This is a genomic window from Rothia sp. 110740021-2 (assembly GCF_054263775.1).
In genome coordinates this window covers 76,504-89,885 of sequence record NZ_JBSZFE010000002.1, presented here as the reverse complement: position 1 = coordinate 89,885, position 13,382 = coordinate 76,504, and the positions used below count along the sequence as shown (strand labels likewise).

The following is a 13,382-nucleotide window of genomic DNA, read 5'->3' as shown; positions in this document are numbered from 1 at the left end:
GGATTTGCACAGCATCACTGACGACGCGCGGCGTGAGCGGCATCCTCAGACGGGGAGTCGATAAGGGACCTTCGGTCCACCCACACAGGGTGGTTAGGGCCTGAGCAAAACGGGTAACCGTGAACGCTAATCGCCGCCAGGAAAAACTGATAACTACTATGCGCGCGTTGGGCTAGCCCGAATGGGAGGTCCGCGCGGCACCACAAAGGAGACGACATGCCCGTCGTAACTATGCGTGAAATGCTGGACTCCGGCGTTCACTTCGGTCACCAGACCCGCCGTTGGAACCCCAAGATGAAGCGTTTCATCCTGACCGAGCGCAACGGCATCTACATCATCGACCTGCAGCAGTCCCTCGCCTTCATCGACAAGGCATACGAGGCTGTTAAGTCGACCGTCGCACACGGTGGCAACATCCTGTTCGTGGGTACCAAGAAGCAGGCTCAGGAAGTTATCGCTGAGCAGGCAACCCGCGTGAACATGCCCTACGTGAACCACCGCTGGCTCGGTGGTATGCTGACCAACTTCAGCACCATCTCCAAGAGCATTGAGCGCATGAAGGAACTCGAGCAGATTGACTTCGACGATGTAGCAGGTTCTCGCTACACCAAGAAGGAGCTGCTCCTTATGCGTCGCGAGTTCGAGAAGCTCGAGAAGACCCTCGGTGGTATCCGCAACCTGTCCAAGGTTCCCTCCCTCCTGTGGGTTGTTGACACCAAGAAGGAGCACCTGGCAGTTAACGAGGCTCAGAAGCTGGGCATCCCCGTTGTTGCTATCCTCGACACCAACTGCGACCCCGACGAGGTTGCTTTCCCGATCCCCGGTAACGACGACGCTATCCGCTCCGTCAACCTGCTCACCCGCGTGATTGCTGACGCAGTGGCAGCCGGCCTGATCGAGCGCAACGCTAAGAAGAACGGCAAGGCTGAAGCAGCTGAAGAGCCCATGGCAGCTTGGGAGCGCGAGCTCCTGGAGCAGCACGAGGCTGCACAGGCTGAAGAGGCAGCTAAGTAAGCTTCCTTAGCCCACTAAGCTTTATGCTTTGTGGCCCCCGCCCGCGGGGACCACGTTCGGACGGCGCCCGCCCTGACCTGGGCGCGGCGCCGTCCGCCATTTGTACCACCGGGATGTCATCCCGATTTATTACAGCAACACAAGGAGTTCACAATGGCGAACTACACCGCAGCAGACATCAAGGCACTGCGCGAGAAGACCGGCGCAGGTATGCTCGACGTCAAGAAGGCTCTGGACGAGGCTAACGGCGACCAGCAGAAGGCTGCCGAGATCATCCGCGTTAAGGGTCTGAAGGGCATCACCAAGCGCGAGGGTCGCGCAACCGCTGAGGGTCTGGTGGCTGCACGCGTTGAGAACGGCGTTGGCTACATGGTTGAGGTCAACTCCGAGACCGACTTCGTGGCAAAGTCCGACCCCTTCATCGCTTTCGGCCAGAACGTGCTCGAGGCTGCTATTGCTGCTGACGCTTCCACCCTGGAAGAGCTGCAGGCTGCATCCTACGAGGGCAAGACCGTTGAGGAGCTGACCACCGACGCTGGTGCACTGCTGGGCGAGAAGATCGTTGTCCGCCGTATTGCACGCGTTGAGGGTGAGCACGTTGCAGTGTACCTGCACAAGACCTCCAAGGACCTGCCCGCACAGGTTGGCGTTCTGCTGGCTGTCTCCGGTGAGAACACCGAGGAGATCGCACACGACGTTGCAGTCCACATTGCTGCAATGAGCCCCAAGTACCTGGATTCCGAGTCCATCCCCGCAGACCAGGTTGAGACCGAGAAGCGCGTTGCTCGCGAGACCGCAATCGCTGAGGGCAAGCCCGAGAAGATTCTGGACAAGATCGTTGAGGGTCGACTGAAGGGCTTCTTCAAGGAGAACACCCTGCTCGACCAGGACTTCGCAAAGGACGCAAAGAAGTCTGTTGCACAGGTTCTGTCCGAGGCTGGCGCAACCGCAACCGCATTCGCACGTTTCCGCGTGGGTGCATAAGGACTCGCAGCAGTTCTACCCTCCCGTATTGCAGGTTCCCGGTAGGGGAAATAGTATGACGTTGGGGTTATAACCTGAAGCCGGGTAGTCACCACTGGTGGCTACCCGGCTTTGCTGTATCCTTGATAAGGACTAGGCGGCAGGAGCCCGCCCCGATCACCTATAACAACCCCTAGGTAAGCCACTGGAGGAACCATGACCGAAGCTATTTCGCACCCGATTAACCATGACGAGACCGGCCGTCGCCGCGTTCTGCTCAAGCTTTCCGGTGAGGTTTTTGGTGGCGGTGAAGTTGGTATTTCGACCGAGGTCGTGCGCAGCATCGCTAAGCAGATTGCCGCAACCGTTGGTGAAGTTGAGACCTCCATCGTGATTGGTGGCGGCAACTTCTTCCGCGGCGCTGAACTCTCCCAGGCAGGTATGGACCGTTCCCGTGCAGACTACATGGGTATGCTCGGCACCGTGATGAACTCCCTGGCTCTGCAGGACTTCCTGGAGCAGGAGGGCATTGACACCCGCGTTCAGTCCGCAATCACCATGCCGCAGGTTGCTGAGACTTACATTCCTCGCCGCGCGATCCGTCACATGCAGAAGGACCGCGTCGTGATCTTCGGTGCCGGTGCGGGTCTGCCCTACTTCTCCACCGACACTGTGGCTGCTCAGCGCGCCCTGGAAATCCACGCAGATGAGGTTCTGGTCGCTAAGAACGGCGTGGATGGCATCTACACTGCTGACCCGAACAAGGACCCCAACGCTGAGCGCCTGTACAACCTCACCTACGATGAGGCAATGCAGCGTAACATCCGCGTGCTGGACCAGACCGCGTTCTCCCTGTGCCGTGACAACAACGTGACCATGCGCGTGTTCGGCATGCAGGGTGAAGGTAATGTGACCCGCGCAATTCTGGGCGAGAAGATGGGTACCCTCGTTACTCGCTAACACCTAAATTTTTAGGGTGGGGCGTATGGAACGCCCCCTCACACTGTGACCGTGCTCGATAGCGCGGACTTATTCTGGACGGTACCGCGCGGGTAAGCGCTAAAACTCGCTTATGCCCGCCGGCACCGTCTAGACTTATATCAAACAAGATGTTCTGCCTCTTTCCCGTCGACTTCGCGTTATTTCTAAGGTTTTCGCCTCGGATGCGCCGCGAACCGGTGAGAAATCATGAGGGCTGAACGCGCACCCACCGACAATTCTGGTCCCCCAGAATTCCGACAAAGGAGATCCTTTCGTGATCGAAGAAATCCTTGCCGAAGCCGGCGAGAAGATGGAAAAGACCATCGAAGCAACTAAGACTGAGTTCGCTAAGGTCCGCACCGGTCGTGTGAACCCCGCAATCTTCAGCGGCCTGACCGCCGACTACTACGGTGCACCGACCCCGCTGCAGCAGCTGGTGTCCTTCAACGTTGAGGACGCACGTACCGTCAAGATCGTTCCCTTCGACGTGACCGCACTGGCAGCTATCGAGAAGGCTCTGCGTGACTCCGACCTGGGTGTTAACCCCAGCAATGACGGTGCAGCTATCCGCGTTGTTATGCCCGAAATGACCGCTGAGCGCCGTAAGGAATATACCAAGCTCGTCAACCACAAGGCTGAAGAGGCTCGTATCTCCATCCGTAATGTTCGCCGCCATGCTAAGACCGCTATTGACAAGCTGGTCAAGGACAGTGAAATCGGTGAAGACGAAGGCGCACGTGCTGAGAAGGAACTGGACGCACAGACCAAGAAGCACATCGACCAGGTCGACGCACTGTACAAGCACAAGGAAGCTGAACTGCTTGAGGTCTAAACCCTAATGAGTGCACGCAAAGATGCGAAAGAAGAGAGAAGCGAGCCGCCTGCTCCACAGCCGAGCCCGCAGACTGCTGCAACACTGGTGAAGTCGCGTAGCGCCAAAGCTGGCCGTAACCTGCCCGCTGCCATTGGTGTGGGCGTTGGTTTCGGTGTGCTGTTGGTGCTGGGCTTGATTTACCAGCCGATTTTTGTTGCGGTCGCTACCGTCTCGGCGGCTTTGGGCGCCTGGGAGATTGGACATGTGCTCAATACCCGCCGCGGCTACGGCATCCCGGAGTACCTGCTGGGTGGCCTGTCGGGCGCAATTGTGGTGGTGGCCTTCCTGTTCGGTTTTACCGGGCTGGGCATCGCCCTGGCGGTGAGCCTGCTGGTGTTGCTGCTCTCTTCTGCTCTTGTGCGTGCTGACCGTCAGGTCTCACTGGGTAAGTCTTTGAGCGGTAGCGCCCTGGCTCTGCTGTGGGTGCCGCTGATGCTGGGTATCGCCATGGTCTACTTCCAGACGGAACACGGCGAGCGCGGCATCCTCATGATTCTGCTGATGGCCATCTGCAATGACACATTCGGCTTTATTGCCGGCGTGAATTGGGGTAAGCACCCGATGGTGCCGAAGATTTCCCCGAAGAAAAGCTGGGAGGGCCTGGCCGGTTCCTTCATCGGCTCGGCGGTTGTTGGTGCTATCGCCTTGGCGGTCATGGATTCGCCCTGGTACTGGGCTATTCCGCTGGCGGCGGTCATGGTGATCGCTTCGACTGCCGGTGACCTGGTGGAGTCCGTGTTCAAGCGCCGTATGGGTGTGAAGGATATGTCGAATATTCTGCCCGGTCACGGCGGTATGATGGATCGTCTGGACTCGATTCTTTTCGCTGCGGCGGCTGGTTGCCTGATTTTCCGGTTTATTATGCCGCTCTAAAGCCTGAAGCTTTGGTTGCTCATGAAAGGCGGGGCGTTTCTTCCCATGAATGGGGAGGGACGCCCCGCCTTTGCTGGACCCATTTACTGTACCCGGTGCATCAGGGGCGTAAGGGACTATATTTACGACACCGCCCGCCAACCTTGCGTCAGGTAGCCTGCGCATTGGTATTCTTAAAGTTCAATCGTCGAGAGGAGCCACCTTGGCAAGCACCACCCGCGGAGGCGGATTTGCCCGTGCAGCAGAAACCGAACCCGGCTACAAGCGCAGTGAAGTCGACCGCCTGTTCACCCGCCTTGCCGAGGACTACGAGAAGCTCAGCGGAGCCCCCGAACTGCCCGAAGACCTCTACACCTCCCGACGAATCCGCCAGGTCGTCTTCCGTGAAGAACCCGGCGGCTACCAGCTGGATGTGGTCGACCGCGCCCTTGAAAAGATTGAGGAACGCTTCGCCAAGCTCGAACGCAGCCGCTACATTGAGGCGTACGGCCTGGAGAACTGGGAACGCTCCCTCGTAGAAACCGGCGAGTTGCTTGCAGGCCGCCTGGAACGCCCCGCCGGTGAGCGTTTCCGCCGCCCCAGCAAGCGCCGACACATGGGCTACTTCGTCGGCGATGTGGACGCCATCTGCGACCGTGTGTACGCCCAGCTCAACAGCGAAGAGCCGCTGGACCCCTCCGTGGTGCGCCACGCAAAGTTCAGCCCCGCCTCGGGAACCGTCAGCTACGAGGAATCACAGGTGGATGCTTTCCTGGACCGCTGCATTGAGCTGCTGCAGGATCTGCTCTAAAACGTATGCGTTGAATCCCCCGCCCCGTACCAGGGTGGGGGATTTTTCTGTGCTGGAGCGTTCTGCCCTGATGTCTTCTATACTGAGTCCATCTACGTAGCGGCGAATCAGCGTGCCCCTGCAAAGCCGCGAGCTCATGAGACACTAGAACCATGAAGTTTGGATCCTCAGCACGCGTCGGCGGCAACCGCGACCGCCTCACCGACGCCCTCACAGAACTCACCCGCGCACCGCAGCGCGTCACCCTCCTCGGCTCAACCGGCTCCATCGGCACCCAAGCCATGGAAGTCATCGACCACCTCGCCGCGCTCAAGGGTACCAGCGCCTCCGCCGCCGACGCACCGCTGAAGGTTGTCGCCCTCTCTGCAGGCTCCCGCTCCCTCGAACTGCTCGCAGGCCAGGCAGTGCATGTGCGCGCTGAACTGGTCGCCACCAGCGGCACCGCAGAAGACGCGCAGCGCCTCCGTGAACTTATCGAAGTGGCAGCCTCCGAAGCCGGCATCACCGGCTACACCCCGCAGATCGCCCACGGCGCCGAAGCATCCGTACAGGCGGCAGCATACCCGGCAGACACCGTGCTGAACGGCATCACCGGCTCCATCGGCCTGGAACCGACCCTCACCGCGCTCAACAGTGGTTACCGCGTGGCACTGGCTAACAAGGAATCCCTCATCGCAGGTGGCCCACTCGTATGCGCTGCCGTCGATGCATCGCCCCTGGACACCCCCATGGTGCCCGTCGACTCCGAACACTCCGCCCTCGCCCAGGCACTCGCCTCCGGAACCGACGCAGAAATCGACCGACTGATTCTCACCGCATCCGGCGGCCCCTTCCGCGGCTACAAGCGAGAACAGTTGCACGATGTGACCCCCGCACAGGCGCTCGCACACCCCACCTGGGACATGGGCCTGGTCGTCACCACCAATTCGGCAACCATGGTCAACAAGGCACTCGAAGTGCTTGAGGCACACCACCTGTTCGGTGTGGACCTGGATCGTATTGACGTGGCGGTTCACCCGCAGTCCATCGTGCATTCCATGGTGCAGTTCGTGGACGGCTCGACCATTGCGCAGGCGTCCCCGCCGAGCATGGTTCTGCCCATCGCACTGGGTCTGACCTGGCCGCACCGCATCCCCGGTGCTGTGCCCGCATGTGACTGGTCGAAGGCGACATCCTGGACTTTTGAGCCGCTGGACGAGGAAGCATTCCCCGCCGTGCGCATGATCAAGGAGGCTGGCAAGGTCGGCGGCACCCACCCGGCAGTGTTCAACGCCGCCAACGAGGAAGCCGTCGCAGCATTCCATGCAGGCGCGATTCGCTTTACCGACATTGTCGATTCGGTCGCACGTGTACTGGAAGAGCACACCGGCAGCGCTGAGGCTGTCTCTGACGCTGATTTGACGCTGGAGGCGGTGCTGAACGCGGAGCGTTGGGCTCGCGTTCGCGCGAATGAGCTGCTGGGTATGACAGGCAACTAACCGGTTCTTGGGGCGGTACTTGCATCTCTACGGATGCGGCCGGTGCAGACCTTCCTACGCTCCTACAGGGGAACCCACCCTCTCGGGCGCTCCGCTCTTCCTTGCTTCGCGGCGGAGAGCACCCGAGAGGGTACCCTGATGTCGCTTCCGGAAGGTACACCGGCTTGATCTGGCAGTGGTTGGTGCGCGTGGAGGGGCGGTATCGTCCGAAGTGACATCAGGGTGCTCGAAGCGAAGCGAGGGCGGGTGCCCCTGTAGGAACGAGGACGAATACCGTCCCTCCAGTCACATCCAGATGGAGAAACATGCGGCGTGCCGTCCCAGACACTGCATGAGGCGAGAGGACGGATACCGGTCCCTCTTGCCTCCCCCCCCGGCGCATAGTAGGCTAGTGTTCAAATACTCTTCTCTCAAGGGCAAACAACGATGAGCCCTGTGAACGAGTGGACAAAGATGCAGCATATATTTCACGAGGAAGTGCCCACCTATGCGTCGACAGAACACCCTACGAACCCTCGCCGGGGCTCTACTCCCACTAACCCTGCTGCTTAGCTCCTGCGCATCCGGGCAGCCCAGTGCCGACTCCTCGGCGTCCGCTAACGCTGAGAAAGCGTATAGCGCCTCCACGAGCCCCGATAGTCAAGCTATCGAAAAAGTAGAGAACCTCGCCTCACTTTCTGACAACGTTGTTCGTGCCTACCAGCGCTCCCTGAGCCAGTGCATGGCTGAACGAGGATTCCCGAACTACAAGGTTCCTGCCGGAGAAACTGAAATCCCGCTGCTTCTGCAGGCTGATCTTGAACCTCTCACCGTTGCGGATGCCCGCGCTCGCGGATACGAAGAGCGCTACTCTTTGGCTACTACAGCACTGGAAGAGCAGAGCCCTACTATGAGCGAAGCCGAAATGCAGGCTCTAAACGGCACCGAAGGAAAGGGCGGTTGCCAACAAGAAGCCACCCGCGCAGTCTTCGGTTCAGAAGAATCCCGTGCGACCATAAAAAAGGTCTACGTCACTGCGGTTCACTACCTCAACAACGACGCAATCTTCAAAGACCTTGGGCCCGCCACCGAGAAGTGGGCACAGTGCATGAAAGAACGCTTCGGAGGCGACTACACGTCTCCGGATATGGCTCGCCTACAGTACCGCCAGAACAACCAGGACACCCATGAACTGGCGATCAACGATGCGACCTGCCGCGAAGCAACTGGGCTGGATGCCGAACAGCGAAAGATTGCTATCGCTTACCTGAGTTCTTTCCTCGAAAAGGAGCAGGGGCTCATCGAGCAGGTGACCACCGCCAAGAAAACTGCTGAAGAGAACGCCCGAAAGATTCTGAGCTAATCCTGTGGACTAACCAGAACAAGCGTACAGAGTAGCTGCAACGGCTACACCTCGTCACAGCGTATTGTGCACGGCACGTATCCCGTGCCGGGCACAAACTAATCCCACACGGCATCGCCGCCCCTAAGCCCAAACGGCACAGACAATAGCGTTTCCGTACGCGCACCCAAAGAAGGGACACCATGAGCGCCACCCCCACCCGCCAGAAGAAAACCCTCTGGCTCTACGGCATTATCGCCCTGCTCCTCATCATCACCGTCGGTACGCTCATCAGCGCCCAAAACATCAAAACCACCGCCCAAAAAGATGCGGAAGCGGCACCCCCGGCCCCCTCCACCATCACCGCCACGGTCACCCGCGAAAAACTGCGCACCACCGTGCCCCTGACCTGCACCGCGAACTACGCCACCTCAACCCCGCTGCGCTACAGCGGCGAAGGGCAGTACACCGCAATCACCATCAAACACGGTGACACCGTCGGCAACGGCACCCTCATCGCAGAAGTTAACGGTGAACCTCTCATCACCCTCACCGGTGGTTTCGCACTCTACCGCGACCTCAAGCTCGACGACAGTGGCCCCGACGCCGCACTCCTCAACGAGGCACTGACCGCCTTGGGACGCCAGGGGCCTCAGCCCGCGCGCATCACCGAAGACACCTACGAGGCTCTCAACAACCTCCTCGACAGCCTCGGCTACGCACACGTAAAGACTGACCAGCCTATTCCCGCCCGCTACTTCCTCATCATCAACCGTGCCGGAGTTGTCACCGGCAACCCCCGTGCAACTGGCGCTATCGCAGATGGTCCCGTAGCCACCATCGCAGAAGGTAGCAAGACCCTCAGCTGCACCGGAACCACCGGTAGGCTCACCCCCGAAGCCCGTAGCGGCCAGAAGGTAACCGTGCCCTCCCTCGGTGATACTGAGTACGTCGCAACCCTCGGATACAAGAACACCTCCGAAGCCGCCGGTGCCGCAGGCAACAGCCAGGCTGGCCGCCAGGTCAATGGCGCAGAAGGTGCGGCTGGCTCCAACCTCAACGGTGTAGCCGGTGCGGCAGGAAACACCGAAGGGGAACGCATCCTCACCCTCGACGTAGGGGATAAGGCGGACAGCCTCCGAGGCACCGTCAACGCGGAACTCACCCTCGAAGAAACCCCCGAAGCACACCTGGTCGTACCCTCATCGGCGCTCTACACCCGTGACGGACAGACCCGAGTCATCGTGCTCGGCCCCGAAAGTTCCAACGGATCGAAGGCCCGCGAAGAACGCGAGGTAACCGTTACCGTCATCAGCAACGCCAACGGCAAGAACGCCGTCACCGGTGACCTGCACGAAGGCGACAGCGTCAAAATCATGCGCGAGAAAAAGTAGGGAGTAGCCATGACTGACTCCCGCGCCGCTCACGCGCACCCACCAGCCTATAGCGTCGATATTCAGGGAGTGTCCCAGCACTTTATGCAGGGTGACACTCAAATTGACGTGCTCAAAAATATTGACCTGAAAGTCCGCTACGGAGAAGTCGTCGCAATCCTGGGACCGTCCGGCAGCGGCAAATCAACCCTGCTGAACATCCTCGGTCTGCTCAGTACGCCCGCCTCCGGCAGCTACCTGCTGGACGGTATAGACACCGCAACCTTCAACGCGGCACAGCGAGCTGAAGCGCGCCTGGACAGCATCGGTTTCGTCTTCCAGGCGTTCCACCTCATCGAGCATAAGAATGTGTACCGCAACGTTGAGCTGCCGCTCATCTACCGTGGCGTGCCCAAAGCTGAACGAGCACAACGGGTTACGGACACTCTCGCCCTGCTGGGGCTGAGCCACCGAACGGATGCCCCCATCACCACTCTCTCCGGCGGTGAAAAGCAGCGTGTGGCTATTGCTCGTGCGCTCATTGGGGAACCAGCGTTGCTGCTCTGTGATGAGCCGACCGGCTCGCTGGATGAAGAGCTCACCCGTGAAGTCATTGACCTGCTCCGCGAATGTACGGGTGACCAGCAAAGCACGATTGTGATTACTCACGACCCGCTCGTGGCGGAGCACTGCGACCGGGTGCTACGTATGCACGAGGGGCAGCTCATCGAGCAGGATGCACCGCGGCAGGAAGAAACGACCGCCCGCGCGTCTCTGAGCCTGCCTAGCTTTGCTGAGGAGCAAACATCTAAGCCGCAGGGGAGCGGTCGTGCACCTTGGGCGCTCGCCTCCCTCAAAGAAGCCTGGGACGCTACCGTTCACCGGGTGAGGCGCAATATCTTCACCATGCTTGGTGTGGTGCTGGGTATTGCTTCGCTTGTGCTGACCGTTGGTCTGACCGCCACCATTTCTGGGCAGTTGGCTGACAGTTTCGACATTTTTAGGGCTAAGTACCTGACGATAAGCTCCACTCGAACCGAACCCCTGAGCCGGGCTGAACTATTGAGCCTGGCGGCTAGTGAGAACTACCGGCGTGTTAGCCAACTGAACGGAGTGACCGGTACCGCGCTAGTGGATCAGCTGGATGAATCCGCCGATATTCAGCGCGGCCCAGACAACTTTGGCGAGCGCGGCGCTAACGTGACGGCTGCCGTCCTTGCGGCAACCCCCAGCATCTTTAGCGTGCAGGGTCACGAGCTGGTGTGGGGTCGTACCTTCGACGAGGGGCACGTGGAGCGGAACGATAAGGTTGTGGTGCTCAGCGAAAGCGTGATGCGCCAGCTTGCGCTGCCCTATAGCCTCGGAGTTACGGTCTATATTCACGATGAGCCGTACACCGTTATTGGTGTGGTGCGGGAGAACCCTTCGCTGACTCTGTCGTACGGTTCGGTCTACCTGCCTCTGGGCGCGAAGCCTGGTGCCGATGCGGAAGAAGCGCAGCCCGCTGCCGGTGGTGGCGCGGCTGCGGCGCAGACCGGTAAGCGTTCCACTCAGATTGTGGTGAGTACTGTTGCCGGTGCCGCAAACCAGATTGCGGAGGAAGCACCGTACGCGCTCTCGCCGGAACGTCCCGCCCTGTATAGCGTGAGTGTCCCGCCGGAGCCGAAAACTCTTCGTGAGGCTGTCGACCAGCAGCAACGCACCATGCTTATATCCATGAGTGTTATTACCCTCGTGATTGGCGCGATGGGCATTATGAATACGTTCCTGGTTGCGGTGATGGAGCGTCGCCGTGAGGTTGGTTTGCGTCTGGCTATTGGTATGCGCCCTTCGGGTATTCTGCTGCAGTTCTCGGCGGAGGCGCTGCTGACCGGCATCCTGGGCGCTGTGGCTGGTATCGTGCTGGCGGTTAACGGCATCTCGATTGTGTCTTTGATGAACCGCTGGACGCCAATTATTAGTGTTGACACTATCCTGCTGGGTTTGGGCGCTGGTGCGCTGGTTGGCGTGTTGGCTGGTCTGTATCCGGCGGCGAAGGCTTCGCGTATTGATCCGGCGCAGACCTTGGCGGCAGGCTAGTCGCGTTGGCTAGGTGTTGAGGGGCGGTATCGTCCGAAGTGACATCAGGGTGCTCGAAGCGAAGCGAGGGCGGGTGCCCCTGTAGGAACGAGGACGAACACTGCCCCTCTTATCGTCCCCCATCCAGCCCCTCCAGAAAGCGGGGGAGGGCGCTTTCACAGGCTAAGCGAGTATCCTAGAAGCTTCGTATCCCCGAACCGAAACGAGAAAAAGCGTGGAAATCCTGCTGTACGCTGTGGGCATTATCCTCATGGCAATCGCTATTGCCGTCTCGATCGCCCTGCACGAGGTGGGGCATCTGGTGCCCGCAAAGCTGTTCAATGTGCGTGTTCCGCAGTACATGATTGGCTTCGGTAAGACCGTGTTCTCTTTCCGTCGCGGCGAGACTGAGTACGGTTTCAAGGCGATCCCGTTGGGCGGTTACATTTCGATGATTGGCATGTACCCGCCGAGCCCTGCTGAGGTGAAGGAGCACCATGAGGAGGGCCATTCGGGCAGTACCAGCCCGTTTGCGTCCATGGCTGAGGAGGCGCGTGCGGCGGATGCTGAGCGTATGATGCCCGGTGATGAGGACCGCCTGTTCTATAAGTTGCCGGTGCTCAAGCGCATGGTGATTATGTTGGGCGGTCCGACCATGAACCTGCTGATTGGTGTGGTGTGTACTGCTGTGCTGATTTGTGGTTTTGGTACGGCGCAGGTGACGAATAAGGTTTCGGCGGTGTCTGAGTGCGTGCCGAGCGTGAATGTCACTCATGATTCGATTAGCTATGGTGAGTGTACGGATAAGTCCACTCCGTCGCCTGCGAAGGCTGCTGGTGTGCAGGTGGGTGACCGTGTGGTTGCTGTGAATGGTGCATCGACGGGTTCGTGGGAGGCTGTGTCTTCGGCGATTCGTGCGGCGGGTTCTCACCCGAGCACCTTGACGGTGGAGCGTAATGGTCAGCGTCTGGATTTGTCGGTAACTCCGGTTGAGATGATTCGCCCGGTTTCTGATGGTAAGGGCCAGTATGCGCGTGCTGCGGATGGTTCGATTGCGACGACTCGTGGCGGTTTTGTGGGTGTTTCGCCGTCGAGTGAGTTGGTGCCTGGTTCTATTACTGAGGTGCCTACGATGGTGGGCGATACGCTCTCTCGTGTGGGTTCGTCGATGCTTTCGTTGCCGCAGCGTGTGTGGGAGTTGACGGTGACTTTGGTGACTGGTGGTGAGCGTAGTGCCGAGTCGCCGGTGTCTGTGGTTGGTGTGAGCCGTATTGCCGGTGAGGTGACGGCTACTGACCGTATTGATGTGAAGGCGAAGGCTGCGATGTTGGTCTCGCTGGTGGCGAATATGAATTTGATGCTTTTTGCATTCAATTTGATTCCGCTTCTGCCTCTGGACGGTGGCCATGTGTTGGGCGCTGTTTGGGAGGGCGTGCGTCGCTTCTTTGCACGTTTGACTGGGCGTAAGGATCCGGGTCCGTTTGATCCGGTGAAGTTGTTGCCGTTGACGTATGTGGTGGCGGGCGCGTTCATTGTGATGTCTATCATTCTGATTGTGGCGGATATTGTTAAGCCCATCACCCTGTTTTAGTGTGTTGTTGCACGCGGTAAGGGTACCCGTATTAGTGCTTTCTTTCGCGTCAGTGGCACAATAAAA

At 59.5% G+C, this 13,382-nt stretch carries 11 protein-coding genes; all 11 read left to right on the top strand.

What is annotated here, in order from left to right; genetic code table 11:
* Positions 1-216 precede the first annotated feature (216 nt).
* Entirely contained in the window at positions 217-1,014 is a 798-nt protein-coding gene (rpsB, locus tag ACUXHH_RS06355; RefSeq protein ID WP_005508818.1) for a 30S ribosomal protein S2, read from the top strand.
* Positions 1,015-1,167: 153 nt separating this feature from the next.
* Positions 1,168-1,998, top strand: a complete 831-nt coding sequence (tsf, locus tag ACUXHH_RS06350) for a translation elongation factor Ts (protein WP_279742027.1) — start codon at positions 1,168-1,170, stop codon at positions 1,996-1,998.
* Between the two features lie 195 nt (positions 1,999-2,193).
* The gene (gene pyrH / locus ACUXHH_RS06345) at positions 2,194-2,937 is read left to right on the top strand and encodes a UMP kinase (RefSeq protein WP_279742029.1); all 744 of its coding nucleotides are present in this window, start codon (positions 2,194-2,196) and stop codon (positions 2,935-2,937) included.
* 295 nt (positions 2,938-3,232) lie between these two features.
* Positions 3,233-3,790 carry a ribosome recycling factor gene (gene frr, locus ACUXHH_RS06340; protein WP_049350195.1) on the top strand — a complete coding sequence of 186 codons (558 nt, stop codon included), beginning with the start codon at positions 3,233-3,235 and terminating at the stop codon, positions 3,788-3,790.
* A 6-nt stretch (positions 3,791-3,796) separates the two neighbouring features.
* Positions 3,797-4,705 carry a phosphatidate cytidylyltransferase gene (locus ACUXHH_RS06335; RefSeq protein WP_279742030.1) on the top strand — a complete coding sequence of 303 codons (909 nt, stop codon included), beginning with the start codon at positions 3,797-3,799 and terminating at the stop codon, positions 4,703-4,705.
* Between the two features lie 202 nt (positions 4,706-4,907).
* Positions 4,908-5,495, top strand: coding sequence for a cell division protein DivIVA (locus tag ACUXHH_RS06330; protein ID WP_279742031.1), 588 nt, complete (start codon positions 4,908-4,910; stop codon positions 5,493-5,495).
* Between the two features lie 152 nt (positions 5,496-5,647).
* On the top strand, positions 5,648-6,973 hold the full coding sequence (gene dxr / locus ACUXHH_RS06325) for a 1-deoxy-D-xylulose-5-phosphate reductoisomerase (protein ID WP_279742032.1): 1,326 nt from the start codon (positions 5,648-5,650) through the stop codon (positions 6,971-6,973).
* A 487-nt stretch (positions 6,974-7,460) separates the two neighbouring features.
* The gene (locus ACUXHH_RS06320; protein ID WP_279742034.1) at positions 7,461-8,315 is read left to right on the top strand and encodes a chromosome partitioning protein ParA; all 855 of its coding nucleotides are present in this window, start codon (positions 7,461-7,463) and stop codon (positions 8,313-8,315) included.
* A 182-nt stretch (positions 8,316-8,497) separates the two neighbouring features.
* Positions 8,498-9,688 carry a secretion protein HlyD gene (locus ACUXHH_RS06315; protein ID WP_458391055.1) on the top strand — a complete coding sequence of 397 codons (1,191 nt, stop codon included), beginning with the start codon at positions 8,498-8,500 and terminating at the stop codon, positions 9,686-9,688.
* Positions 9,689-9,697: 9 nt separating this feature from the next.
* Positions 9,698-11,746 (top strand): ABC transporter ATP-binding protein/permease, encoded by a 2,049-nt coding sequence (locus ACUXHH_RS06310; RefSeq protein WP_458391054.1) that lies wholly within the window; start codon positions 9,698-9,700, stop codon positions 11,744-11,746.
* Positions 11,747-11,960: 214 nt separating this feature from the next.
* Complete coding sequence (locus ACUXHH_RS06305; RefSeq protein ID WP_458391053.1) at positions 11,961-13,316, top strand: M50 family metallopeptidase; 1,356 nt, start codon at positions 11,961-11,963, stop codon at positions 13,314-13,316.
* The last annotated feature ends 66 nt before the right edge of the window (positions 13,317-13,382 follow it).